The organism is Streptomyces flavotricini (genome assembly GCF_020639365.1).
In the GTDB taxonomy this organism is placed as follows: domain Bacteria; phylum Actinomycetota; class Actinomycetes; order Streptomycetales; family Streptomycetaceae; genus Streptomyces; species Streptomyces flavotricini.
The window spans coordinates 6,672,110-6,696,441 of record NZ_JAINUL010000001.1 but is presented as its reverse complement, the minus strand read 5'-3'; the positions used below and the strand labels follow the sequence as shown (position 1 = coordinate 6,696,441).

The following is a 24,332-nucleotide window of genomic DNA, read 5'->3' as shown; positions in this document are numbered from 1 at the left end:
GCGGTCAGGCGGTCGGCGCGCCCTCCGTGTTGCCGTAGTACGCCTGCCGCATCAGCCGCTGCATGTCGTCGATCATCGGCATCCGCGGGTTGGCGGGCGCGCACTGGTCGGCGTACGCGTTCACGGCCTGCGCCGGCAGGGCCTCCAGGAAGGCCCGCTCGTCCACGCCCTCCGGCGCGAACGAGGCCGGGATCCCGCATTCGGCGCGCAGCTCCTCGACGGCGCGGGCGTACGGTTCGACGCCCTCGGCCGGGGTCGCGGCCGGCAGGCCCAGCATCCTCGCGATCTCCTGGAAGCGCTCCGGGGCGCGGTAGACCTCGGCCTTCGGCCACGGGGTGGCCTCGTGCGAGACCGTCCCGTTGTACCGGATCACGTGCGGCAGCAGCAGGGCGTTGGCCCGGCCGTGGGCCGCGCGGAAGGTGTTGCCCAGGGTGCGCGCCATGGCGTGGACCAGGCCCAGGAAGGCGTTGGCGAAGGCCATGCCCGCCACCGCACCGGCGTGGTGCGTCTTCTCGCGGTCCTCGGGGTCGTTCGGCCCGTCCGCCACGCAGCGTTCGAGGTTCTCGAAGATGAGTTTGACGGCCTGGAGGCACAGCCCGTCGGTGTGGTCGTTCGCGTAGGCGGAGACGTACGCCTCGGTGGCGTGCGTCAGGGCGTCGAAGCCGGAGTCGGCGGTCACGGTGGCCCGGAGCCCCATCGGGAGCACCGGGTCGGTGATGGCGACGTCCGGGGTCGGCGCGTAGTGGGCCAGCGCGTACTTCCGGGCGGCGGCCAGTGACCCGCCGCCGAGGCCGATGATCGTGTCCGGCCGGAACTCGCGCATCAGCGCGGCGCCCGCCCGCACGCACGGTGGCGAGCTCCGGGTTGGGCTCGACGTCGTCTCACCCAGGTGGCGGATGGAGTTGCGCTCGAAGTAGATCTCCGGCGGGACCTCGAACCACTGCATGTTGTTGCCCCGCCGTCCGATCCGCTTGATGTTGATCAGGTTGACCGCGGTGACGTTGTCCGACACCGAGTTGTGGCCGTACGGGCCGCAGCCGAGGGTCAGCGAGGGGAGGAAGGCGTTGTATACGTCGCCGATCCCGCCGAAGGTGGAGGGCGAGTTGGCGATGACGCGGATCGCCTTGACCTTCCTGCCGAACTCCTCGACGAGCGCGTCGGCCTCGGCGTGGATGGCGGCACTGTGGCCCAGTCCGTGGAACTCGACCATCGCGGCGGCCAGCTCGAGGCCGTGCTCGGTGTCGGAGGACTTCAGCGCGGCCAGGAGCGGGGAGAGCTTCTCGCGGGTCAGCGGCTCGCCGTCGCCGACCTCGTTGCACTCGGCGAGGAGCAGGGAGGTGTCCTCGGGGACGCTGAACCCGGCCTGCTGGGCGATCCAGTGCGGGGACTTGCCGACGACCGCCGCGTTCAGCCCGGCGCCGGCGCAGTTCGCGGCACAGGCCGTCGTACCGAAGACGAACTCCTCCAGCTTGGTCTTCTCGGCGGCGCTCACCACGTGGGCGCCGAGCCGCCGGAATTCGGCGAGGCCCCGCTCGTAGATCTCGGCGTCGAGGACGACGGCCTGCTCGGAGGCGCAGACCATGCCGTGGCCGAAGGCCTTGGAGAGCACGATGTCGTGGATCGCACGGTCCAGCTTGGCGCTCTTGTGGACGTACGCGGGCACGTTGCCGGCGCCGACGCCCAGGGCGGGCTTGCCGCAGGAGTAGGCGGCCTTGACCACGCATTGCCGCCGGTGGCGAGAAGGGTGGAGACGCCCGGGTGGTTCATGAGGGCGCCGGTGGCCTCCATGGAGGGCTGCTCGACCCATTGCACGCAGTCGGCGGGGGCGCCGGCCTCGACGGCGGCGTCCCGGACGATCCGGGCCGCCTCGGCCGAGCAGCGCTGCGCGGAGGGGTGGAAGGCGAAGATGATCGGGTTGCGGGTCTTCAGGGCGATCAGCGCCTTGAAGTCGGTGGCCGAGGCCGGGTTGGTGACCGGGGTCATCGCGCAGACGACTCCGACGGGTTCGGCGATCTCGGTGATGCCGTTCAGCTCGTCGCGCCGGATGACGCCCGCGGTCTTGAGGCCGCGCATCGAGTTCACGACGTGCTCGCACGCGAAGAGGTTCTTGACGGCCTTGTCCTCGAACAGCCCGCGGCCGGTCTCCTCGACGGCGAGCCGGGCCAGTTCGCCGTGCTGCCCCAAGGCGGCCAGCGAGGCCTTCATGACGATGTGGTCGACCTGCTCCTGGTCGAACGCCTCGAACCGGCCGAGCGCCGTCAGCGCCCGCTGGACGAGTTACGAGCTCAGCAAAGGGGCGTCTGAACTGCGGCTTCAGGCAGGGCCCAAAGCCTCCTGCATGCTTGTGAAGGCATCCACAAAAATTTCCCGACCGCACCCCTCACATTTCCGATCCTGCCTCCCGGCGCAGTATCGCCACCACCGCCTTGCCGCTCACCGTCAGTTCCGCCGCGCCCTCGAGCCGGTCAAGGGCGCGGCCGATCCCGCCTTGGCCGCCCGACCCTCCGCCCGCCTGGCAGAAAGCCTCCGCCGCCACTGCCGCGTGCGCGTCCTCCAGCAGCCGCGATACGGACACCGGCTCCTTGCGCCACGGCGACGGGTGCAGCCACTCCCCGTCCGACGCGTACAGGTCTGCCACCTCCGTCAGCTCACGCAGCCGAGCCCGCCGCTGGCCGGTGAGCAACGCGAGCGAAGTCTCCCGTACGTCCGCCTCCAGCGGCACGCCCAGCGCGCCCGGCCCGCGTCGCACTTCTTCCTCCGGCGCCACCGCGCCCATGAGCGGGGTCAGTGTGGTCAGCCCGGCCGCCGTCTCCCGTGCCAGAGACGGCACCGTGCCGTGCAGCAGGTCCCAGGCCTCGGCCAGGCGACGCTCCCAGCGCTCGGCCCCCACCGGGTCCAGCCTCGGTGTGGGGGGCAGGGCGAAACAGCCCCGGTCGGGGTCCAGGTCCTCCAGCGCCAGGAGGGCCGGGGGCGCGCCCGCCCCGGCTCCGCCCGCCAGGAACCGGACCGGCTGCCAGTCCGCGGTCTCGGTGCCCGGCCCGAAGTTCCGTACGCCGCCGCCCTCCCCTTGTACGGAGAACCCCTCCACGGTGGCCCGGACCTCGGCCCGCCCCGGATCTGCGCGCAGCAGCCCAAGGGTGGGCAGGTACAGTCCGCCGCCCCCGAGGAACACGGGCGCGCGCAGCTCCAACCGCCCGCGCACCACGGCCGCGGCTGCGAGCGCGGACAGTCTGCGCCCGGGCTCCGCACCCGGTGGCCTGCCCTGCCGTACGGCACCCAGGGCTGCGAGCAGCCAGGTGCGGGTGTACGGGTGGTTCAGTACGGCGGCGAGCGCGTCCGGCGTCTCGGCCTCGACGGCCGTGACCAGCTCCCAGGCCCGCTGCCAGTCCGCATCACCACGGCCTCCCAGCTCCGTGTGCAGCCGGACCAGCAGTGCCCGGGTCAGCTCTTGCTGGGCAGCGGCGAGCGCGGCCGGATCGGTGACCTCGGGGGCGACTGCGGCCCGGGCGGTGCGCTGCTCTACGCCCTCCACCAGCGCCTTCAGGTCGGCGCAGTAGACGGACGGGTTGTCGAAGCCGTTTGCGGGGCGGTACCGGTGGGCGTAGAGGCCGCCGCCGCAGGAGCGCACCACCGGGCAGGCGCGGCACTCGGCGCTGACGCCCGCGAGACCCAGCTGCCGGGCCCGGATGCCGGGGTGGAGGGCCACCTCGTCGAAGGAGTGCCGAAAGACGTCGAATCCGGTCGCTGCGGCTCCCTCGTGGGCGGTCTTGAGGGAATCGGCCTGCTCCAGGGTGCCGTCGGTCTCGACGACGACAAGGTCGGTGGGGGTCAGGCCCAGGGACTCGGTCAGGCTCGGCCCGCCCCGCAGGGTGCTCAGCAGCGAGTCGAAGAGGCGTACGGGCACTGGCCGGCCCTGCCCGTCCCAGTGGTCGAAGAGCCGCAGCAGCCAGCGGGCGTAGGCATCCGGGCGGCCGTCGGGCCGGGGCGCGGGCGTCTCCCAGGTGGCGTGCGGAAGCAGGAAGTCGATGCGCGGCGGTGCGAGCGCGAGGAGCGCGTCGAGCACCGTGGTGGGATCGTTGCGCACGTCGATCGTGCAGAGCAGCCCCTGGTAGAGGCGGCGGTGGCGGTCCTCGCCGAGGAGACGGACCGCGTCGAGCACGCTGGAGTGGCTGCTGCGGCCGTTCGCGTACCGGCGGTGCCGGTCGTTGGCGGCGCGGTCTCCGTCGAGGGACACCCCGACGCCCACCCCGTACTCGGCGAACAGCGCGAGGAAGGACTCGTTCAGCCGCAGCCCGTTGGTGTGCACGCGCAGATCGAGGCCGGCCACCCCGTCAAGGGCCCGGGTGAGCGCCTCGCACAGCCGTCGCAGCCGGGCGGGTCCGGCCAGCAGCGGCTCGCCGCCGAGGAGGATGACGGTCACCGACGGCAGTGCGTGGGTGCGCGCGTGCTCGGCGAGCCGCTCCGCGAAGCGTTCGACGACCGCACCGGGGATCACCGTGGGCCGCTGCCGCCAGCTCTGGTCCGCGTGCTCGTAGATGTAGCAGTGGTCGCATGCGAGATCGCATCTGCTGTGCACCTTGACCACGAACTCGCGGAACGGGATGAGGGGTGCGGTGGCACCGGCCCCGGTGGGCTCCATCGCGGCGGGGGCGCCGCGCTCAGAGGGAGGAGTTGAAGGTGACCGTCCGGACCGCGTCGGCGCCGACCCCGCCGGGAAGTACTCGGTCGATGCGCCGGTCCGTGTCCGCGCCGCCGCGCGCGGCCAGGGTGGCCAGGGAAGCCGGCGAGGGCCGGCCGTCGTGCTCCTCGTCAACCGGTACGGCTGCGGGATGGTGCTTCTGAATGGGCGTCACGGTTCCCCCTCCAGGTCGTGGCTGTGCTTCCATCAGGACATCGAGAGAGCTGTCGGGATGAGACTAGAGACATCCGCAGGGAGCCGGTAGACCGCGGAGGCGTGGTGCGTGTCGAGGTGAGGGCAAGGGACGGCCGCAGGCTCGTCGCCGAGGACTGGGGGGACCCGGCCGGGCTGCCCGTCCTGCTGCACCACGGCACCCCGGGCAGCCGCCTCGGCACCACCCTGGGCGACGTCACCGAGCGCTGTCCGGGCATCCGGTTCTTCGCCTACGACCGGCCCGGCTACGGGGACTCCGACCGCTCCCGGGGTCGTACGGTGGCCGATGCCGCGGCCGACTCCGCCGCCGTGGCGGACGCCTTGGGCCTGGACACCTTCGCCGTCGTGGGCCGCTCCGGGGGCGGTCCGCACGCATTGGCCTGCGCGGCGCTGCTCCCGGAGCGGGTGACAGGGACCGCGGCCCTGGTCAGTCTGGCACCCTGGGGCGGGGCCGGGCTCGACTGGTTCGCCGGGATGACCGCCCACAACGTGGAGCACTACGCCCTCGCCGTCCGCGACCCGGCAGCTCTGGAGCGCCGGCTCACTCCCCGGGCTGCGGCCATCGGCAGTGATCCGGGCAGGCTGCTGGAGGAGCTGCGGGCGGGGCTGTCCGAAGCCGACCTGCCGGTGCTCTCGGACCCCGATGTGCATCAGGCGCTGATGGACAACTACCGTGAGGCGCTGCGCACTTCCGCGTACGGCTGGCTGGACGACAGTCTGGCCTTCTGCCGCCCGTGGGGCTTCGACCCCGGCTCCATCCAGGGCCGAGTCCTGCTGTGGCACGGCGCCGAGGACGCCTTTTCTCCGCTGGGGCACTTCCGATGGCTGGCCGGGCACATCGACCGGAGCACCGCCGTACTCAAGCCGGGGGCCGGTCACTTCGCTGCTCAGTACGCGCAGCCGGAAGCTCTGGAGTGGCTGTTGTGACGGAATGCGTGACGGGATGCGCCTCCTCGACGGGCGCCACGACCGCCTCCCGGGCGCCTTCGAGGCACTGGACAATCCGCTCGTGGGTGTCGCCGACGCTGTCGATGACCTGGATGCGCATGTGGAAGGCCCGCACCTCGTCGAGGAACCGCTTCGAGAACACCCCCACGCCGACGGTCTCGTAGGTACCGGTGGCAACGAGCGGGTATCCCGCCCCCATCCCGACGAGGCGGAAGTCCACCGTGGGGCGCAGTCCGGCGGCGACCAGCTGCTCGCCGACGCCCGCCAGGCCCGTCCACCCGTCGTCCTCGCCGGGCTGCCCGGCGGCCGGGGCGCGGGCCAGGGTCAGCCGATAGTCCACGTGCTCCACCACCACGTTGTGCTGACCCCCGTTGAGGACGCCGACGCTCCAGTCCTTGCCGGGGCCGGGCAGGTGGCCCGCCACGAACTCGGCCCGCCATCCCAGTGCGGGCCGTACCGTACGCGCGTACTGCGCGCGGGCCAGGACGGCGCCGGCCGCTACGGCCAGCAGGCTCGCGAGGGGTTCGGCGCCCATCAGCTGGAGCCGCCAGGGCCAGTGGGCGCGGGTGGCTTCGGACAGGTTCCCCCGCACGATCTCCCAGACGAGTACGACGCCCAGGAAGCAGAGCAGCACCAGGGGTGCGGTGAACAGCCAGCGGTTGCGCCGGATCCGGCGCTGCGCGTCGGGTGCGGAACCTCCCCGCGCGGAAGGTGCACTGGCCATGTGCGCTACCCCGTTTCCCCCGAAAGGCGAGCCCCCGCCCGGGAGTTGGGCGGGGGCTCATTGTGCCGCAGGGCGGACGGGTCAGTACACGCTCACGCCGTAGGCGTTGAGGGCCTCGACCGCGGGCTGGAAGAAGGTGGTGCCGCCCGAGGTGCAGTCGCCGCTGCCCCCGGAGGTGAGGCCGATGGCGCGGGTGCCGGAGTAGAGGGGGCCGCCGCTGTCGCCGGGCTCGGCGCAGACGTTGGTGCGGATCATGCCGTAGACGATGTCGCCGCCGCCGTAGTTGACGGTGGCGTTGAGGCCGGTCACCGAACCGCCGTGGGTGCCGGTGGTGGAGCCGCGCCGGGTGACGGACATCCCGACGGTGGCGTTGGCGGCGCTGGTGATGTCCTGGCTGCCGACGGTGCCCGGCGGCACCGGCGAGCTGCTGGCGTACTTGATCAGGCCGTAGTCGTTGGTCGGGAAGCTCGATCCGACGGTCGAACCGACGGTGGTGGTGTGCGAGGAGTTCGTCCACCAGGTGCCGGCGCCGTCGGTGCAGTGCCCGGCGGTCAGCACGTAGTACGTGTTCCCGCTGCGCACGTTGAAGCCGAGCGAGCAGCGCCAGCCCGAGGTGTAGATGGCGTCGCCGCCGGAGATCAGCTTGCGCAGCTTGCCGGGGGTGCGCTCGATGCGCAGGGCCCCGGCGTCGGCACCGGCCTCGCTGCGGATCCTGGCGATGTCCGCGGCGGAGACGGTGGAGTCGGCGGTGACCACGAGGGTTCCGGCGGCGGGGTCGGTGTACCAGGCGGTGCCGGCGACGTCGGCGCGCTGGACGGAGGCTCCGGCAGCGGCGAGCCGCGCCGCGCTGAAGCCGCTGTCCGCGCTCGCCGCGGTGGGGGCGGCGAGCCCGGCGACGGCCGCCAGGCCGGCGGCCACGGCGAGCAGCCGGGTACGGGTGATGCTCTTGATCCTCACTTCTCGTCCTCCCGGGAGGGATCGGGGGCCCGGCGGACAGTGGGGGGCGCCGGAGCCCGTGAGGCGCAGCCGGGGGTACGGCGGGCGCACAGGATTTCGTCGTGCCCCTGACAACCCCTCGGAAGGCGCTGTCGGGAGTGTCTCGGCGTCAGATTCGGGCGGCAAGGGCATCTTTCAGCCTCCGCTCCCCCGCCGCGACCTCGAAGGGCAGGGTGTTCCCGGGTGGCGGGAACGGACAGATGAAGTGGTCGGCGAAGGCGCAGGGCGGCAGCACGGTCCGGTTGAAGTCGACGGTGATCGAGCCGTCCGCCGGATCCGGAACCCCCGGCTTGAGGAAGCGGAAGCGGTAGCTGGAGCTCCCCGCGGTGGCATCGCCGATGACGGCCCAGAGGCTGCCGTCGTCCTCGTCGACGGCGACCTGCAGGGTGTGCTCGGCACCCCGGTACGCGAAGCTCAGCTCGCCGCCGAGCCCGAACCCGCGCTCCCGTCCGTCGGCGTTCGCCACCTGGACGGTCCGGTCCTCGCCGTACGGGCGGAAGCGCCCCGGCCGTACGAAGTCCGGGTCGTACGGGGTGGCCTCGATGCCGGCGAAGGCGCGCCGCGCCGCGGAGCCGGGGTCGAAGACCCGGACCGCCCACTCACCCTCGCGCCGGATCACGGTGATCCGGAGTTCGTGGGCGGCGGCGACCCGGGAGTGCGCGGGTGGGGCCTCGTCGGCGGCGAGTACGGCGTCACCGGTGAAGGGCTCGCCGTCGAGGCTGAGGCCGTCCTCGGCGGAGGCGCTCAGCGCCACCCCGCCCTCGGTGGCGCGCCAACGCCCCGGAACGGCCGGAATTCGACCTTCCGTGTAGTCCGAGAGCCAGTGGGTGCCGATGAGGGAGAGGGGACCGTAGGGGGCGGACACGGAAGCCACCCGGTGCTCGTGCCATTTCCGCCAGGCGGTCTTCGGATCGTCTGCGTCATCTGCGTCATCGCTCATGCCGCTCAACCCTTCCACACGGACCCGGACGGGAATCTCCCTGTACGCCGTCCGGCCCCGTGGATGTCTGACGGACCCTCAAGCCGTCGCGGGCTCAGCAGTCGCAGCCGCAGCCGTCGCAGCAGCACCCGTCGCAGCTGCAGCAGTCACCGCAGCCGCTGCAGTCGGGGCAGCCGTTGCCGCAGTCGCAGGCATCGCACCACGCGTCCCGCTTCTTGCGGGACCACGGGCCCTCGTGGTCGGTGCAACACAGCTGGCAGGTGCAGAACAGCCCGATGGAGACCGCGCAGCCGGCGAGCAGCCCGCGGCGCGGCTTCTGCGGGGGCAGGCCGCCGCCGGGTCCCACGGGCGGCCCGGGCATCCAGGGCCCGCCGGGCCCGCCCGCGCCGCCGCCGCCGTACGGATTCCCGCCGTACGGGGTGCCCCCCTGGCCGCCCTGGCCGCCGTACGGACCACTGCCGTAAGGACCACTGCCGTACGGGCCCGCCTGCCCCGGGCCGTAACCTTGCGGCGGCGCCCCGTGGCCGCCCTGACCCGCGGCGTTCACGCCCGCGTGCCCGCCCGCGTGCGCGCAGCCGCTGACCCCGAAGGCCCGGTCCACCGAGGTCTTCAGCTCGTGCACGAGCAGCCGGTGGGCCAGCCCGGCGTCCGCGAAGTCGACCTCGCGCAGCGCCAGCCGGATGCCGTGCAGGGCGTCGTCGGCCAGCCGCCGGGCCTCGGCGAGCGGGGTCCCGGTGGCCGTGAGCGGGTTCCAGGCGCCCGCGGCGGCGTCCGCGGCCTGGTCCTCGACGGCGTCCAGCAGGTGCGCGAGACGCCCGAAGTAGCGGCCCGCCTCGGCGAGCGCGGGGGCGTTGCCTGGCCGTCCCGCCAGCTGCGCGGTATGGGCGAAGGCGGCGGCGGTCGCGGTCTCCGTGGGCTCGGTCACCACGAGCACCGGCGTGCCGGGCCCGGCGAGCGCCTCGATGCCCTCCTGCCGGTCCACGGCGTCGACGAGGACGGCCGTGTCGAAGCCGATCCGGGCCCCGGCGCGGGCGCCGGCCCGGTCCCAGCCGCGGGCCACCTTGCGCGCGGCGGCGGCGATCGGAGCGCGGGCCAACAGCCCGTCCCGGTCCGCCACGTGATCCCGGACCTTCGCCGAGGCGAGGACGAGCGAGACGGCGGCCGCGAGCCGGGCACCCTCTCCCTTGGCCACCGCCGCGGTCCGCATCCCGCGCAGCGGGCAGGGGCCGGCCGTGCGCCGCGCGCCGGGCGCCGGTCCGGACTGAGCCTCCGTCAGAACGGAGACGAGCAGACCGTCATAGTTCGTCACGATCCGGGCGAACTGTCCGTGGTCCGCTCGAAGTGCCAGGCAGAGCCCGCAGAGATGGGCCATCCACTCGGTCTTGAAGCGCTCTCCCAGCCGGTGCGAGCAGGGTCTGACGATGCCGAACAAACCGGTCCCCCGTGTGTCATACGCGTGCGTGATTGCGCATCGTATCGAGCGGGATCGTTCACCCATACGTCCGTGTCGGTCACCCACTCGGCGGCAGCGGTCGTATTTTCACTCAGTCAGCAGTGGTAGCCGCCAGAATGCTTGACGGTGCAACGGATGTTCTGCACCAGTACCGTCACGAAACCCCTGCGCGGCGGCTATCCACTTGGCGCGTTGTCAGCATCATGGACGACGATAGGGGCAGCGGAGAGAAGACAACTGACCGCGGTGAAAGGAGGCGTCCATGGGTTCGGTACGCAAGGCGAGTGCCTGGTTGGGTCTCGTGGAGGACAGCGACGACGAGCGTTACTACGACGACGACTACGCGGAGGCCGCACAGGGTTCCGTCTCGGGCCCCGGCGACCAGTGGGTCACCGACCCCCGCGTCAAGGTCGCGTCCGAGTCGGCCGTCGAGCAGGGCCGGCGGATCGCGACGGTCACCCCGGACGGCTTCCGTGACGCGCGCGGCATCGGCGAGCTGTTCCGCGAGGGCGTCCCCGTGATCGTGAACCTCTCGTCCATGGACCCGGCCGACGCCAAGCGCGTGGTCGACTTCGCGGCCGGTCTGACCTTCGGCCTGCGCGGCTCGATCGAGCGGGTGGCGACCAGGGTCTTCCTCCTGACCCCGGCCGACACCCAGATCGTGAGCGGCGAGCCCGGCGGCCGCTCGCGCGACTTCTTCAACCAGAGCTGAGCAGGGCCCTCACCGGAAGGCGTCGAGCCCGGTGAGCGCCTTGCCCAGCACCAGCTGGTGCATCTCGACGGTGCCCTCGTAGGTGAGCACCGACTCGAGGTTCGTGGCGTGCCGCATGACGGGGTATTCGAGCGAGATCCCGTTGGCACCGAGGATGGTCCGCGCGGTGCGGCAGATGTCGATGGCCTCGCGGACGTTGTTGAGCTTGCCGAAACTGATCTGCTCCGGCCGCAGGGTGCCCGCGTCCATCCGCCGGCCCAGGTGGTGGGCGAGCAGGATGCCCTTGTGGAGTTCGAGCGCCATGTCGGCGAGCTTCGCCTGGGTGAGCTGGAAGCCGCCGATGGGCCTGCCGAACTGCTCGCGCGTCCTCGCGTAGTCGAGCGCGGCCTCGAAGCTGGCGCGCGCCGCGCCCATGGCCCCCCAGATGATCCCGTACCGCGCGTGGCTGAGGCAGCCCAGCGGCCCCTTGAGCCCGGTGACCCCGGGAAGCACCGCGTCCGCGGGCAGCCGTACGTCGTCCATGACCAGCTCGCTGGTCACGGAGGCGCGCAGCGACCACTTGTGCTTGATCTCGGGTGCGGAGAACCCGGCCGAGTCGGTGGGGACGGCGAAACCGCGGATCCCCTCGTCGGTCTGCGCCCACACCACGGCCACGGCCGCGACACTGCCGTTGGTGATCCACATCTTGCGCCCGTTCAGCACCCAGTCGGTGCCGTCGCGCTTCGCGTACGTGCGCATGGCGGCCGGGTCGGAGCCGACGTCGGGCTCGGTCAGCCCGAAGCAGCCGATCAGGTCGCCCGCGGCCATGCCGGGGAGCCAGCGCTGCTTCTGCTCCTCGGAGCCGTACTTCCAGATCGCGTACATCGCGAGCGAGCCCTGCACGGAGACGAGGGACCGGATCCCGGAGTCGGCGGCCTCCAGCTCCAGGCAGGCGAGCCCGTACTGCACGGCGGAGGCCCCGGCGCAGCCGTACCCCTCCAGCGACATCCCGAGCGCGCCGAGGGCCCCGAGCTCTCTCGCCAGCTCCCGGATCCCGGGCAGCTCGCCGCTCTCGTACCACCCGGCGATGTGCGGCAGCACCCGGTCTGCGGCCCAGCCGCGCACGGTGTCGCGGATGGCGAGGTCCTCGGGCGCGAGGAGCTCGTCGATCCCGAGCGGATCGGTGGGTACGAAGGGCACGGCGCCTCCTGGTGCGGACCTGCGGTTCGAAACCTAGCGGTGCAAGTTTGTCCTCGCGGCCGCCCGCGGTCCACCCCCCACCCGCCCGCGCGGCGGTCAGGCCGGGCGGGCCGCCGGGTCGCGGTCCTGCTGCGCGGCGGCGGGGACGCGCGCGGCGTCGGGGCCCGCCTGGGCGGGGAGCCGCACCGGCTCGGCGTCGGCATCGGACTCGGCGTCCTCCGGGCACTCCATCACCCGCGGCAGCTTCAGCGCCATCACGGCCCCGGCCAGCAACAGCCCGGCGCTGACCACCAGCGTCACGTGCAGTCCGTGCACGAACGACTGCCGCGCCGCGGCGTACAGCGACTCCCCCGCCGCGCCCCCGAGCGCTCCGGCGATCTGGTACGCCTCGCCCAGGGAGTTCGCGGCCCCCGCCGCGTCCGACGCCGACACCCCCGGCACGTGCGTCAGTCCCGGGGCGTAGGCCGCGTTCATGACGCTGCCCAGCAGCGCGATGCCCATCCCCGCGCCCAGCTGGTACGAGGTCTCGCCTATGGAGGCCGCCCCGCCGGCCGTGGCCGCGGGCGCCTCGCTCAGCATCGACTCGTACGCCGCGAACAGCGTGGTCTGCAGACCGAAGCCGAGCAGGATGAACCCGGCCGTGAGCAGCACCGGCCGGTCGTGCTGCCCCATGAACGTCAGCAGCAGCACGGCGAAAGCGGTCAGTACGAAGCCCAGCGACACCATCGTCCGCGGCCCGACCCGGGCCAGCGTGTACGACCCGGTGGCACCGGCCGCCATGGCCGCGAAGGTCAGCGGCAGCAGGCGCAGCCCGGTCTCCAAGGGGCTGAGGTGCAGCACCAGCTGCAGGTACTGGACCGCGATCAGCTCCAGCCCGACCAGCGCCAGCATGGCGAGCACGATGCACCCGACGGACGTCGAGAACGTGGCGCGCGAGAACATCCGCATGTCGATCAGCGGGTGCGTGCGCCGCTTCTGCCGCCGTACGAAGAAGATCAGCAGCGCCACGCCGAGCAGCAGCGGCACCAGCGCCTCGGCGTCGAAGAGCCGGCGCTCCGCGCCGATCCTCTTGACCCCGAGGACGAAGCCCAGCACGCCGGCGGCGGCCATGAGCGCGCCGGCCACGTCCCACGGCCCGTCGGCGGTGCCGCGCGACTCCGGCAGCAGCCAGCGTCCGATCGGCAGGATCAGCGCCATGAGCGGGATGTTGATGAGGAAGACCGAGCCCCACCAGAAGTGCTGGACGAGGAAGCCGCCGAGGACCGGGCCGCTGGCCGCGCCGATGGCGGCGACGGCGGTCCAGATGCCGATGGCGAGGGCCCGCTCGCGCCGGTCGGGGAAGACCTGCCGCAGGATCGACAGGGTGGCGGGCATGATCATCGCGCCGCCGACGCCGAGCAGCGCGCGGGCGGCGATCAGGACCTGGGCGTTGTCGGCCAGGGCGGCCAGCGCGGAGGCCGCGCCGAAGAGCCCGTAACCGAGCAGGAGTATCCGGCGGCGGCCGACCCGGTCGCCGAGGGTGCCGAAGAGGATCAGCAGGGCCGCGCAGACCAGCGGGTAGGCGTCGACGATCCACAGGAGCTCGATCGAGCCGGGGCGCAGGTCCTCGGTGACGGAGGGGACGGCGACGTGCAGGATCGTCGCGTCGAGCGCGACGAGGACCAGGCTGACGCAGAGGACCGCGAGGACGAGCCAGCGGTTGGTCCCGCCGGATGCGGCGCGCAGCCTCAGCCGGAGGGCGGCCGCGTTCGTCCCCGACATGCATGTACCTCCCAGATGATCGCTCGCACTCGGCGGACCAGCGTTTGCGGAGCCACGGTGGTGGTGCACTGAGCGGCGTCCTACGGGGTCCGGCATCGACACGCGAGTGAAGCGACAGCGTACGCGAGTTCGTCTGTCCGACACGTGGCCAAGCTCTCACCCCGGCGGCGACCGCGGTGTGGTGTGTGCCACTCGCCCCGCCCCGCCCGACCCCTCCCCCCTCCACCGCGTACACGCCTGGTCACGGCGCGTGGTTCTGCGCCGACGGCACGCGCGGACGCCACCGATAATCATGCCCGTGAAGGATCTTGGATTTCGTCGGGCCGCGCCCGCCCTGGCCGTCTTCGCGGCGGTCCGGCTGCTCGGGCTGGCCGTGCTCGCGCTGTGGTGCGCGGCCGCCGGCAGCAGCCCGCACACGCTGCTGTCGGCGCGCTGGGACTCGCTCTGGTACGCCCGCATCGCCGCCGAGGGGTACGGGTACGAGGTGCACCTCCCGAACGGGGACGTGCACTCGAACCTGGCCTTCTTCCCGCTGCTGCCCTGGCTGGAGCGGCTGGTCGCGGCGCCGACCGGGCTGTCGTACGGGTCCGCGGGACTGGTGGTCTCGGTGGTGGCCGGGCTCGCGGCCTGGGGGATCTTCGCGGTCGGCGATCTCCTCCACGGCCGCCGGGCCGGGGTGTTCGCCGCCGGGGTCTGGGCCGCGCTGCCGGTCGGGATCGTGCAGTCCATGGCCTACAGCGAGTCGCTGTTCACGGCGCTGGCCGCCTGGGGGCTGTACGGGGCCCTGCGCGGCCGGTGGCTGACGGCCGGCCTGCTCGCGGCCGGGGCGGGGCTGACCCGCCCGGTCGGCGCCGCGGTGGTGGCGGCGGTCTGGGTGGCGGCCGCCCTGGCGTGGCGGGGCGGTGAGCGGTCCTGGCGGATGGCGGCGGGGTCGGCGCTGGCTCCGCTGGGCGCGGCCGCGTACGTGTGGTGGGTCGGGGCGCGCACCGGCGGCGGGCTGCTCGGCTACCTGGACGTGCAGGGCGGCTGGGGCAACGGCTTCGACGGCGGCTGGGCGTTCGCCCGGTTCATCGGGGCGAAGCTGGCCTCCTCCGCCGCGCCCGCCGGGATCGGGCTGATCGCGGGGGTCGTGCTGGTGCTGTGGCTGTACGGGCTGTGCGTACGGCGGCGCCAGCCGGCCGCGCTCCTCGTCTACTGCGGGATCGTGGTGGCGCTGGCGCTCTGCGCGTCGGGGTACTTCGGCTCCAAGCCGCGGCTGCTGCTCCCGGCGTTCCCGCTGCTGCTGCCGGCGGCGGTGGCGCTGGCCCGGTGGCGGACCGGGCGGGCGGTCGCGGTGCTGGGCGCGGCGGCGCTGGCGTCGGCGGTGTACGGGGCCTTCTGGCTGAACGGGTCGGGGCCTCCGTAGGGACCGCCCCGGCGCCCGCGGCGGGACGGTCGGTGGAGCCCACGGCCGGGCCACGTAACGGAATGGATCATTCCGATCCATCTTTCAGCAAAGTAATTGAGCTGCGGTGATAAAGCGCGGCTAGGTATGCGAAAGAATGGCCAGGGCATTGGATCAAGACGGCTCCAACTAATGCCGGAATCCCCGGAATTAAGCTCCACGTGAGACCAACTCCACATCACATGGTCATCACAAAGCCCGTGATTCGACCGGGCCGCCCATCGGCGCGCGGTAACGTCGATTGAGTGCGTACCGACCAAATCCTGACCCGTCTGGAGCGGGTGTTCGCCCGGCTGGACCGGGAACCAGAGCGACCGGCTCATCTGCAAACACCGCAGATGAGCCGGCACCGCGTCGTGCTCCTCGGATCGACCCTCGCGTTCTACCTCGCGATCGTGGTGGCCGTCCTGACCACGTCCTGGCTCGTCCGCCTGGACTGGCAGGTCATGTTCTTCCGGCCCTACGAGCAGTGGCCGCAGATCCACGCCTTTCTCGACTACCTGGTCGTCCTCGGCCAGCGCGGGCCCACTGCGGTGATGGTCGCGGCCTGGCTCGGCTGGCGCTCCTGGCGCCAGCACACCCTGCGCCCGCTGATCGCCCTCGGCGTCGCCCTGCTCCTGCTCAACATCACGGTCGGCTCGGTGAAGCTCGGCCTCGGCCGGCTCGGTCCCCACTACGCCACGCAGATCGGCTCCGCCGAACTCTTCGCCGGCGGCGATATATTTCCTTCCGGCCACACCGCGAACGCCGTCGTGACCTGGGGGATCCTGGCCTACCTGGCGTCCACCACGGTCACCCGCCGGGTGCTGTCCATCCTCTCCGCGGTCGTCTCGCTGAGCGTCGGCGCCACCACCGTGTACCTCGGCACCCACTGGGTGAGCGACGTCCTGCTCGGCTGGACCGCCGGCCTGCTGATCATGCTGGCGCTGCCCTGGTTCGAGCCGCTGATCGCCGCTGTCGAGGCCCGCGTCTTCGCGCTGCGGGAGCGGCTGCGCCGCCGGCTGGAGACCGGAACCGTGCCCGTCCCGGTCGCCACCGCACTCACCCCGCTGCTCTCCGCGGGAGGCAAGTGGCAGCTGCGGCTCGCCGACGGCGCCCCCTCGACCGGCCCCGCCGGTCCGCAGGAGCCCGCCGCCGCGCCCGTCCCGGCGACCGCGCAGGCGGCCGCCACGGGCTCCGCGCACGCCCCGGTGCCCCGGCCCGCCGCGCACATCTCCGGCCGACCGCACCTGATCCGGTCCGAGCGGACCCCGGTCACGCCGAACGGCAGCCGCCGCCCGGCCCACACCGAACGGCCCGCCACGGCGGCCCGGGCCGCGGCCCGACCGGCCACCGGCGGCTGACGCCCGTACGGGGCGACGCAGGCCGTACGACACACCGCGGGGCGGTACGCACCACCTCACCCCGCACCACCGAGGCGGACCGGGTCACCACCCGGCCCGCCTCGGCCATTTCGGTGATTCCCACAGCACGCCCGACCGGAACGTCAGCGCAGCGCCCGGAGGTTCGTCCGTACCGGGTCACGCTTGGGTCACGGAATGTCGACAGTTCTTTGACGGACCCGGCTTCGCCCGCGCCGCCGCGAAATCGTCCGCGCGCCATTCTTTTTCCGGCCCGCGCCAAGCCCTCCGCACATCCTGTTTCGCATTCCGTCCGGGACCTCCGGAATTTCCCCGGGGATAGCGCGGCGCACCCGGCGCGGCAGGGTGAACCCCCTCGGTTTCCTTACATCTTCTCCACGGCCCGCCCGAGAAGGTCCCGGGCCGCTCTGATCCGGTCCGCCAGCTCCGGCGGCTCCAGCACCTCGAACTCACAGCCGAGCAGCATGACGTGAATGACGAGGACGTCGAGGTTCACGGCCCCCGTCCGCAGCAGACAGCTCTCGGCGTCGAGCGGCTCCAGGGCCCCCTGGCTCGGCCCCACGACCGCGGCCGCCGCCTCCGCCGGCAGCTTCAGCCTCAGCACGGCCCGGGCGGCGTACGCGGCCTGCGCCACGCCGCGCGACACGTACGCGGCGAGGTCCTCCGCGGGCGCCGGGCGCGGGGTGAAACGCGGCCCGTGCGGCGGGCGGGGCTCGATCCGGTCGGCCCGGAAGGTCCGCCAGTCCTCCCGGTCCAGATCCCAGGCGACCAGGTACCAGCGCCGCTCGGTGCACACCAGCCGGTGCGGCTCGACCACGCGGCGGCTGACGCTGCCCCCGTGGTCCCGGTAGTCGAACCGCAGCCGCTCGCTGTCCCGGCACGCGGCGGCGAGTCCGGTCAGCACGGAGGCGTCGACCGTGGCCCGCCCCGGGCCGCGCAGCATCGGCACGGTGAACTCGTTGAGGGCCGACACCCGCCGCCGCAGCCGCCCCGGCAGCACCTGCTCCAGCTTGGCGAGCGCCCGGACGGAGGCCTCCCCGATCCCCTCGACGCCGTTCCCGGCGGCCGTCCGCAGGCCCACCGCGACGGCGACGGCCTCGTCGTCGTCGAGCAGCAGCGGCGGCAGCTCGGCCCCGGCGCCCAGCTGGTAGCCGCCGCCGGTGCCGGGGCTGGCGTTCACCGGGTAGCCGAGCTCCCGGAGCCGGTCCACATCGCGCCGGACCGTCCTCGGGGTCACGCCGAGGCGCTCCGCGAGATCGGCGCCGGTCCATTCGCGGTGGGCCTGCAACAGGGACAGCAGGCGGAGCAGTCGTGCGGAGGTCTCCAGCATGCGGAGCAGTCTGCCGGTAGCCCGGCCCCCGTCCGAATCGCCCCCGCGGGGCCGAGCCCCCGTCAGGGAGCGGGTACGGCCGCGGGGGTGGGCGCAGACGTCGGAACCGGGGCCGGCACCGGAGTCGCGGCCGGGACCGGAGCCGGGGTCTTGGCCGGGACCGGCGTCGCGGCCGGGGTCCTGGCCGGGACCGGAACCGGAGGCGACGGCGGCAGGGCCAGCAGCGTGCCGACCACCGGCTCCTGCGGCTTCGGGCCGATCACCTCCCGGTTCGCCTCGTACAGCGCCTGGCGGCCGCCCTTCACCCCGTACCGCCGGGCGATCTTCTCCAGCGTGTCCCCGGTCCGCACGACGTGCATCCGCCCCGCCAGCCCGTACCGCTTCGAGCACACCGGCCACGCGTCCCACCCCTGGAACCCGACCACGTCCTCGGCCACCCGGATCTGCTGCTCCCGGGTGGCCAGATCGGCGCGGGCCGCGAAGACCAGCCCCCCGTACTCCTCCCACGTCGGCTGCCAGAACTGCAGGCCCCCGTAGAAGCCGTTGCCGGTGTTGACCGCCCAGCGCCCGCTGCTCTCGCAGTCGGCCACGCAGTCCCAGGGCCACTGCCCGCCGGGACCGCAGTCCCCCGGGCCGGTCCCGATGATCCCGGGCGAGCCGGGGTGGGCCGCCCCCGCGGGCCCGGGCGCGGGGGGCGGCGGGGCCGCGCCGGCCCCCGACGGGAGTACGAGGACGAGAGCCAGCGCGGCAGCGGAAGCGGCCGCCGAGGCGGCCCGCCGGATCCGGAGGTCGGGCATCGCGTCACGCTACGCAGCTCCGCGGGGTCCAACCGGCCTTGCCACGCGGCCCGTCCCGCAGCCCACCCGGTCGGCGGAGCCGCCGCCCCGCCGGAAACGACCAGGAGCGACCACCAACTGCGCACATCCAAAAAAGAGTTGGCACGAAAAGAAAGCACCGGTCCGACCGTTCACCCCTCCGGGGGCCAGGTTCGATTCCGTTCCCTCCAACGGCGTGACCCCGGCCGCCGCTCGGCCGTTGAGCCCGGCGAGCCGGGAACCGCCCGGCCGTCCCCGCCCGCCTAGTCCGAGGAGCCAGCCCGTGCCCCGCATGCTCGACGTCAGTGATGAGGTACGTGCCGAGATCGGTGACGAAGAAGCCGAGAGGCTGCTCACCGGCGACGACGCACCGCGCAGCTACGACTGCACCTCCTGCCGCACCCCGGGGGACCCCGAGACCGACCGCACCAGCACGGTGCTGTTCGTCGGCGAGGAGACGGCCGTCCTCGCCTTCGCCCACGCCGGCTGCATCCCCTCGCAGGTGGTGACCGTCTCCGAGGAGCAGCTCCAGGGCGCGGTCCGCAGCATCACCGGCGACAGCCCCGCCGGCGGCAGCGCCCCGCAGAACGTGCCGGGCGGCCAGGCGGTCCTCGGCATCACCAGCGGCCTGGTCCTGATCGGCGGCGAGCTGCACCCGGCGCTCGTGGTCGAGCCGACCGCGCCGATCGCCCGCCCCGGCACCAGCGGCCCCGGTGACGACTTCCTGCCGCTCCTGATCGAGCAGGGGTTCATCCCGGTCACCGACACCGCCGAGCTGCCCTCCCCGCTCGCCGGCTGGTCGGTCCTGCTCGCCGCGGGCCAGCTGCACGCCGTGCTCCAGCCCGGCACCGAGGGCGGCGGCCAGGTCGCCTGGTGGCAGGCGCACCAGGCCCTGTCGGTCACCGACGGCTGGCGGGCCGCCGTCAACAAGACGCAGCGCGTGCTGATCTACGCCGCTCCGGTCGGCTCCATCGGCCAGCAGCCCCGCGAGGACCTGCTCCGCGACGCGCTGGACAAGGCCGCCGCCGGCGGCAAGCTCGTGGCGGCCTCGATGCCGCTGGCGGGCACCTCCGGCGTCTGAGCCCGGGCGCACGCGAGGGATTCCCGGAACACCGCACCGCTCCCGGCGAGGGGGCGGTGCGGTATGCGCCGGGGGTACGCGGTCCATCCCGCGCACCCCCGGCGATCTGCGTTTTTATGCTTCTCGCCCGCATCCGCAGGGCCCCGGGTTCGTTGGCTGATACGTGCATTCATACGACCCATCCCGCGCCCCTGCCCACGCGAGCGCCGTCTCCCCGATGCGCCCCGCCGTCTCGCACACCCCGATCTACGACACGCTCTACTCGGAGTACCTGCGCGCCTTCCGGGCCCTGCCGGGCGACCGTACGGGCGAAGAGGACCTCGGGTTCACGGCGTTCTCTTACGCGGGCGGCGGCGCCTCGTACGCGGGCGGCTCGTACGGGAGCGGCTGGAACGGCTCGGCATGGCAGACCGACCCGTGGCCGGCCTCGTACACCCCTGCGCCGCAGCCCTCGTACGCGTACGCCGGGTCCGCGACCGGCGGTGGCGACCACGGCGCCGCCGGCCCCGCATACGCCGGCGGGCGGCAGCACCACACCGGAATGCACCACATCCCGGCGGCCCTGCCGCCCGCTCCGCGCCGGGGTTACTGACCCCGGATCATCCTCGCCGCCTACTTCTTCTTGTACTGCGCGCCACGCTTCTCGCGCACCCGCACGGAGATGTGGATCGGGGTCCCCTCGAAGCCGAACTCCTCGCGCAGGCGGCGCTCGATGAAGCGCCGGTAGCCGTGCTCCAGGAAGCCGGAGGCGAAGAGGACGAACCGCGGCGGCTTGCTCCCCGCCTGGGTGCCGAACAGGATGCGGGGCTGCTTGCCGCCGCGGATCGGGTGCGGGTGGGCCGCGACGACCTCACCGAGGAAGGCGTTCAGCCGGCCGGTCGGGACGCGCGTCTCCCAGCCCGCGAGGGCCGTCTCGATCGCCGGGACCAGCTTCTCCATGTGACGGCCGGTCTTCGCCGAGACGTTCACCCGGGGCGCCCAGGCGACCTGCTGCATCTCGGTCTCGATCTCGCGCTCGAGGTAGTAGCGGCGCTCCTCGTCGAGCTCGTCCCACTTGTTGTACGCGATCACGATCGCGCGCCCGGCCTCGACGGCCATCGTGATGATGCGCTGGTCCTGGACGCTGATCGTCTCGGTGGTGTCGATCAGGATGACCGCGACCTCCGCCTTCTCGACGGCGGCGGCCGTGCGCAGGGAGGCGTAGTAGTCGGCGCCCTGCTGGAGGTGCACCTTCTTGCGGATGCCCGCGGTGTCCACGAACTTCCAGGTGACGCCGCCGAGCTCGATCAGCTCGTCGACCGGGTCGCGGGTGGTGCCGGCCAGCTCGTTGACGACGACGCGGTCCTCCTTCGCGACCTTGTTGAGCAGCGAGGACTTGCCGACGTTCGGGCGGCCGATGAGCGCGATGCGCCGGGGGCCGCCCACCGGGGCGCCGCCGAAGCTCTGCTCGGGCGCCTCGGGCAGCGCGTCCAGGACGGCGTCGAGCATGTCGCCCGTACCGCGGCCGTGCAGCGAGGAGACCGGGTGCGGCTGGCCGAGGCCCAGGGACCACAGGGAGGCCGCGTCGGACTCGCCGCTCTGGCCGTCGACCTTGTTCGCGCACAGGACGACGGGCTTGCCGGCCCGGCGCAGCAGCTTGACGACGGCCTCGTCGCTGTCGGTGGCGCCGACCTTGGCGTCGACGACGAAGACGACCGCGTCGGCGGTCTCGATGGCGTACTCGGCCTGGGCGGCGACGGCGGCGTCGATGCCGAGGACGTCCTGCTCCCAGCCGCCGGTGTCGACGACCTTGAACCGGCGGCCGGCCCACTCGGCCTCGTACGTGACGCGGTCGCGGGTGACACCGGGCTTGTCCTCGACGACCGCCTCGCGGCGGCCGATGATGCGGTTCACCAGGGTCGACTTGCCGACGTTGGGACGGCCCACGACGGCGAGCACGGGCAGCGGCCCGTGGCCGGCCTCCGCGATCGCGCCCTCGACGTCCTCAACTTCGAAGCCTTCCTCCGCGGCGAGCTCCATGAACTCCGCGTACTCGGCATCGCCAAGTGCTCCGTGGTCGTGCTGGTCGTTCATGAAGTCCGTTCCTCGTCGTTCGTGGTGATCGGTGGTGCCCGCGCAGCGCGGTTCCACTACTAGGTCAAGTCTCGCTCAGCGCCCGGTGAGGCGCTTGGCGTCGGCCAGGTGGGCGGTCAGCCTGCTCTGGATGCGTGCGGTGGCCTCGTCCAGGGCCGTACGGGTGCGGCGGCCGGTGCCGTCGCCCGCGTCGAAGGCGGAGCCGAAGACGACGTCGACCCGGCTCTTGAACGGCGGCAGTCCGCGGACCAGCCGCCCTTGGCGCTCGGTGCTGCCGAGCACGGCCACGGGCACGACGGGCGCGCCGCTGCGGACCGCGAAGTACGCGAGCCCGGCGCGCAGCGAGGCGAAGTCGCCCTCGCCGCGGGTGCCCTCGGGGAAGATCCCCAGGGCTCCGCCGTTCTCCAGCACCGCGAGCGCCCTGCCTATGGCGCCCCGGTCCGCGCCCGTACGGTCGACCTTGACCTGGCCGATCCCGTCCAGGAACGGGCCGAGCGGGCCGACGTACGCCTCCTTCTTGATGAGGAAGTGCAGCGGCCGCGGGGCGGTGCCCATGACCATCGGACCGTCGATGTTGTGCGCGTGGTTCACGGCAAGGATGACAGGCCCCGAGGCGGGCACGCGCCAGGCGCCCAGTACGCGCGGCTTCCACAGCCCGTACATGAGGCCGATGCCGATCCGCCTGCCGAGCGCCGCACCCTTGAGGGAGGGCGTTGCGCTCACGTGCGCGCCGCCCGCTTCTCCTCCACCAGCGTCACGACGCATTCGATGACCTGGTCGAGCGTGAGCTCGGTGGTGTCGACCTCCACGGCGTCCCCGGCCTTGGCCAGCGGGGAGGTCTTGCGGCCCGAGTCGGCGGCGTCGCGCTTGATCAGGGCTTCCTTGGTGGCCGCGAGGTCCGTGGCCTCCTTGCCGCGCAGCTCACCGCTGCGGCGCGCGGCGCGGGCCTCGGGGGACGCGGTCAGGAAGATCTTGAGGTCGGCGTCGGGCAGGACGGTGGTGCCGATGTCCCGCCCCTCGACGACGATCCCGCCCTCGGCCGAGGCCGCGATGGAGCGCTGGAGCTCGGTGATCAGGGTGCGCACCTCCGGGACGGCGCTGACGGCGCTGACCTTGGAGGTGACCTCCTGGGTGCGGATCGGTCCGGAGGCGTCCAGGCCGTCGACCGTGATGGTCGGGGCGGCCGGGTCCGTGCCGGAGACGATGCCGGGCTTGCCGGCCGCCACGGCGATGGCGTGCGGGTCGTCGGTGTCGATCCCGTTGGTGATCATCCACCAGGTGATGGCCCGGTACTGGGCACCGGTGTCCAGGTAGCGCAGCCCGAGCTTGGCGGCCACGGCCTTGGAGGTGCTGGACTTGCCCGTGCCGGAGGGACCGTCGATGGCGACGATCACGGCGGACGGAGCTGCGGTTTCCACGGTGCGGGCACCTTCCTGGTTGCGCGTACGTGTCCGGGCGCGCCAAAGCGCCCCTCCCCAAGGTTACCGGCCCCGGACACGGGCGCCGCCCAGTACCGCGGAGGCGGTCCGGCCGGCTACTGCTGGCGCAGGGCCCAGCCGCGTTCGCGCAGCTCCGCGGTGAGGGCAGCGGCCGCCCTGGGGTCGACCATGAGCTGGACGAGACCGGCCTGCTGGCCCGTGGCGTGCTCGATCCGCACGTCCTCGATGTTGACCCCGGCCCGCCCGGCGTCGGCGAAGATCCGCGCGAGCTCGCCCGGCTGGTCGCTGATCAGCACGGCGACCGTCTCGTACGCGATGGGCGCGGCGCCGTGCTTGCCCGGCACCCGGACCCGGCCCGCGTTGCCCCGCTTCAGGACGTCCTCGATGCCGGCCGCGCCGCCGCGCCGCTTCTCCACGTCCGCCGACTGGAGCCCGCGCAGTGCGTCGACCGTGGCTTCCAGGTCGGAGGCGATGCCGGCGAGGACGTCGGCCACCGGGCCGGGGTTCGCCGAGAGGATCTCCACCCACATCCGCGGGTCGGAGGCGGCGATCCGGGTCACGTCCCGGATCCCCTGCCCGCACAGCCGTACCGCCGTCTCGTCGGCCTCCTCCAGGCGCGCCGCGACCATGCTGGACACCAGCTGCGGGGTGTGCGAGACCAGCGCGACCGCCCGGTCGTGCGCGTCGGCGTCCATGACCACCGGTACGGCCTTGCAGAGGGCCACCAGTTCGAGCGCCAGGTTGAGCACCTCGTGGTCGGTGTCCCGGGTCGGGGTCAGCACCCAGGGCCGCCCCTCGAAGAGGTCGGCCGTCGCGGCGAGCGGGCCGGAGCGCTCCTTGCCGGCCATGGGGTGGGTGCCGATGTACGCCGTGACGTCGACGCCGAGGGCCTCGAGCTCCCGGCGGGGGCCGCCCTTGACGCTGGCCACGTCCACGTACGCCCGGGCCAGGCCGCGGCCGATCGCCTCGGCCAGCGTCGCGGCCACGTGGGCCGGCGGTACGGCGACGACCGCGAGGTCGACCTGACCCTCGGGGGCCTCGTCGGTGCCGGCGCCGAGGGCGGCGGCCGTACGGGCCTGGGCCGGGTCGTGGTCGGCGAGGTGGACGGTGATCCCGCGGGCGGTCAGGGCGAGCGCCGCGGAGGTGCCGATCAGTCCGGTTCCGATCACGACGGCGGTTCTCACG

At 73.2% G+C, this 24,332-nt stretch carries 21 protein-coding genes and 1 pseudogene; 6 read left to right on the top strand and 16 right to left on the bottom strand.

Annotation, left to right across the window (positions count from 1 at the left end):
* Positions 1–4: 4 nt before the first annotated feature.
* From K7B10_RS30510 to K7B10_RS30500, 4 genes and pseudogenes are all read right to left on the bottom strand, one after another.
* A complete protein-coding gene (locus K7B10_RS30510) occupies positions 5–1,720 on the bottom strand; it encodes a bifunctional acetaldehyde-CoA/alcohol dehydrogenase (protein ID WP_372481488.1) in 1,716 nt (571 codons plus the stop codon).
* Positions 1,721–1,779: 59 nt separating this feature from the next.
* Positions 1,780–2,262: pseudogene (locus tag K7B10_RS41690) on the bottom strand (aldehyde dehydrogenase family protein); the annotation flags it as partial.
* Positions 2,263–2,380: 118 nt separating this feature from the next.
* Positions 2,381–4,639 carry a radical SAM/SPASM protein FxsBH, inactivated beta-hydroxylase extension form gene (gene fxsBH / locus K7B10_RS30505; protein WP_229340981.1) on the bottom strand — a complete coding sequence of 753 codons (2,259 nt, stop codon included), beginning with the start codon at positions 4,637–4,639 and terminating at the stop codon, positions 2,381–2,383.
* A 19-nt stretch (positions 4,640–4,658) separates the two neighbouring features.
* Complete coding sequence (locus tag K7B10_RS30500) at positions 4,659–4,853, bottom strand: hypothetical protein (protein WP_229340979.1); 195 nt, start codon at positions 4,851–4,853, stop codon at positions 4,659–4,661.
* 104 nt (positions 4,854–4,957) lie between these two features.
* Here K7B10_RS30500 and K7B10_RS30495 point away from each other — a divergent pair, with 104 nt between their 5' ends.
* Complete coding sequence (locus K7B10_RS30495) at positions 4,958–5,818, top strand: alpha/beta fold hydrolase (protein ID WP_229345528.1); 861 nt, start codon at positions 4,958–4,960, stop codon at positions 5,816–5,818.
* On the opposite strand, the gene K7B10_RS30490 is transcribed toward K7B10_RS30495, so the two are convergent.
* The 4 genes from K7B10_RS30490 to K7B10_RS30475 all read right to left on the bottom strand — a co-directional run bounded on the left by K7B10_RS30490 (position 5,751) and on the right by K7B10_RS30475 (position 9,931).
* Complete coding sequence (locus tag K7B10_RS30490; RefSeq protein ID WP_229340977.1) at positions 5,751–6,563, bottom strand: hypothetical protein; 813 nt, start codon at positions 6,561–6,563, stop codon at positions 5,751–5,753. The two genes, K7B10_RS30495 and K7B10_RS30490, sit on opposite strands and share 68 nt — an antisense overlap.
* An 81-nt stretch (positions 6,564–6,644) precedes the next feature.
* The gene (locus K7B10_RS30485; protein WP_229340975.1) at positions 6,645–7,520 is read right to left on the bottom strand and encodes a S1 family peptidase; all 876 of its coding nucleotides are present in this window, start codon (positions 7,518–7,520) and stop codon (positions 6,645–6,647) included.
* A 148-nt stretch (positions 7,521–7,668) separates the two neighbouring features.
* Positions 7,669–8,499, bottom strand: coding sequence for a DUF1684 domain-containing protein (locus K7B10_RS30480; protein WP_229340973.1), 831 nt, complete (start codon positions 8,497–8,499; stop codon positions 7,669–7,671).
* A gap of 94 nt (positions 8,500–8,593) precedes the next feature.
* A complete protein-coding gene (locus tag K7B10_RS30475) occupies positions 8,594–9,931 on the bottom strand; it encodes a DUF5685 family protein (protein ID WP_229340971.1) in 1,338 nt (445 codons plus the stop codon).
* 283 nt (positions 9,932–10,214) lie between these two features.
* Between K7B10_RS30475 and K7B10_RS30470 the strand changes: the two genes are divergently transcribed.
* A complete protein-coding gene (locus tag K7B10_RS30470) occupies positions 10,215–10,664 on the top strand; it encodes a cell division protein SepF (RefSeq protein WP_048475656.1) in 450 nt (149 codons plus the stop codon).
* A 9-nt stretch (positions 10,665–10,673) separates the two neighbouring features.
* Here the strand turns inward: K7B10_RS30470 and K7B10_RS30465 are convergent, their stop codons facing one another.
* Both K7B10_RS30465 and K7B10_RS30460 read right to left on the bottom strand, forming a co-directional pair.
* Entirely contained in the window at positions 10,674–11,843 is a 1,170-nt protein-coding gene (locus tag K7B10_RS30465) for an acyl-CoA dehydrogenase family protein (RefSeq protein WP_229340969.1), read from the bottom strand.
* Positions 11,844–11,939: 96 nt separating this feature from the next.
* Positions 11,940–13,604 (bottom strand): MFS transporter, encoded by a 1,665-nt coding sequence (locus K7B10_RS30460; RefSeq protein ID WP_229340966.1) that lies wholly within the window; start codon positions 13,602–13,604, stop codon positions 11,940–11,942.
* A 292-nt stretch (positions 13,605–13,896) separates the two neighbouring features.
* Between K7B10_RS30460 and K7B10_RS30455 the strand changes: the two genes are divergently transcribed.
* Both K7B10_RS30455 and K7B10_RS30450 read left to right on the top strand, forming a co-directional pair.
* Positions 13,897–15,009: a putative hexosyltransferase gene (locus K7B10_RS30455; RefSeq protein WP_372481487.1), complete on the top strand. Its 1,113-nt coding sequence runs from the start codon at positions 13,897–13,899 to the stop codon at positions 15,007–15,009.
* Positions 15,010–15,293: 284 nt separating this feature from the next.
* Positions 15,294–16,391, top strand: coding sequence for a phosphatase PAP2 family protein (locus tag K7B10_RS30450; protein ID WP_229340962.1), 1,098 nt, complete (start codon positions 15,294–15,296; stop codon positions 16,389–16,391).
* Between the two features lie 382 nt (positions 16,392–16,773).
* Here K7B10_RS30450 and K7B10_RS30445 read toward each other — a convergent pair whose 3' ends face one another.
* Positions 16,774–17,739, bottom strand: a complete 966-nt coding sequence (locus tag K7B10_RS30445; protein WP_229340960.1) for a helix-turn-helix transcriptional regulator — start codon at positions 17,737–17,739, stop codon at positions 16,774–16,776.
* A gap of 62 nt (positions 17,740–17,801) precedes the next feature.
* Positions 17,802–18,536, bottom strand: coding sequence for a LysM peptidoglycan-binding domain-containing protein (locus tag K7B10_RS30440; RefSeq protein WP_229340958.1), 735 nt, complete (start codon positions 18,534–18,536; stop codon positions 17,802–17,804).
* Between the two features lie 301 nt (positions 18,537–18,837).
* Here K7B10_RS30440 and K7B10_RS30435 point away from each other — a divergent pair, with 301 nt between their 5' ends.
* Together K7B10_RS30435 and K7B10_RS30430 are read left to right on the top strand one after the other, a co-directional pair.
* Positions 18,838–19,635 (top strand): DUF8842 C-terminal domain-containing protein, encoded by a 798-nt coding sequence (locus tag K7B10_RS30435; protein ID WP_030870611.1) that lies wholly within the window; start codon positions 18,838–18,840, stop codon positions 19,633–19,635.
* Positions 19,636–19,852: 217 nt separating this feature from the next.
* Entirely contained in the window at positions 19,853–20,227 is a 375-nt protein-coding gene (locus tag K7B10_RS30430; protein WP_229340956.1) for a hypothetical protein, read from the top strand.
* A gap of 20 nt (positions 20,228–20,247) precedes the next feature.
* Here the strand turns inward: K7B10_RS30430 and der are convergent, their stop codons facing one another.
* From der to K7B10_RS30410, 4 genes are all read right to left on the bottom strand, one after another.
* Positions 20,248–21,708, bottom strand: a complete 1,461-nt coding sequence (der, locus tag K7B10_RS30425) for a ribosome biogenesis GTPase Der (RefSeq protein ID WP_229340954.1) — start codon at positions 21,706–21,708, stop codon at positions 20,248–20,250.
* A 75-nt stretch (positions 21,709–21,783) separates the two neighbouring features.
* The gene (locus K7B10_RS30420) at positions 21,784–22,473 is read right to left on the bottom strand and encodes a lysophospholipid acyltransferase family protein (RefSeq protein WP_229340952.1); all 690 of its coding nucleotides are present in this window, start codon (positions 22,471–22,473) and stop codon (positions 21,784–21,786) included.
* Positions 22,428–23,126 carry a (d)CMP kinase gene (gene cmk / locus K7B10_RS30415; protein WP_030870623.1) on the bottom strand — a complete coding sequence of 233 codons (699 nt, stop codon included), beginning with the start codon at positions 23,124–23,126 and terminating at the stop codon, positions 22,428–22,430. The genes K7B10_RS30420 and cmk overlap by 46 nt, the downstream gene beginning before the upstream one ends.
* Before the next feature lie 116 nt (positions 23,127–23,242).
* Positions 23,243–24,331: a prephenate dehydrogenase gene (locus K7B10_RS30410; RefSeq protein ID WP_229340950.1), complete on the bottom strand. Its 1,089-nt coding sequence runs from the start codon at positions 24,329–24,331 to the stop codon at positions 23,243–23,245.
* Position 24,332 lies beyond the last annotated feature (1 nt).

Bases quoted from the DNA above. Each gene is read 5' to 3' on its own strand.
- fxsBH (WP_229340981.1), bottom strand. From the start codon at position 4,639: ATGGAGCCCACCGGGGCCGGTGCCACCGCACCCCTCATCCCGTTCCGC.
- K7B10_RS30490 (WP_229340977.1), bottom strand. From the start codon at position 6,563: ATGGCCAGTGCACCTTCCGCGCGGGGAGGTTCCGCACCCGACGCGCAG.
- K7B10_RS30480 (WP_229340973.1), bottom strand. From the start codon at position 8,499: ATGAGCGATGACGCAGATGACGCAGACGATCCGAAGACCGCCTGGCGG.
- K7B10_RS30470 (WP_048475656.1), top strand. From the start codon at position 10,215: ATGGGTTCGGTACGCAAGGCGAGTGCCTGGTTGGGTCTCGTGGAGGAC.
- K7B10_RS30460 (WP_229340966.1), bottom strand. From the start codon at position 13,604: ATGTCGGGGACGAACGCGGCCGCCCTCCGGCTGAGGCTGCGCGCCGCA.
- K7B10_RS30455 (WP_372481487.1), top strand. From the start codon at position 13,897: ATGCCCGTGAAGGATCTTGGATTTCGTCGGGCCGCGCCCGCCCTGGCC.
- K7B10_RS30445 (WP_229340960.1), bottom strand. From the start codon at position 17,739: ATGCTGGAGACCTCCGCACGACTGCTCCGCCTGCTGTCCCTGTTGCAG.
- K7B10_RS30440 (WP_229340958.1), bottom strand. From the start codon at position 18,536: ATGCCCGACCTCCGGATCCGGCGGGCCGCCTCGGCGGCCGCTTCCGCT.
- K7B10_RS30430 (WP_229340956.1), top strand. From the start codon at position 19,853: ATGCGCCCCGCCGTCTCGCACACCCCGATCTACGACACGCTCTACTCG.
- der (WP_229340954.1), bottom strand. From the start codon at position 21,708: ATGAACGACCAGCACGACCACGGAGCACTTGGCGATGCCGAGTACGCG.
- K7B10_RS30420 (WP_229340952.1), bottom strand. From the start codon at position 22,473: ATGCGTCGTGACGCTGGTGGAGGAGAAGCGGGCGGCGCGCACGTGAGC.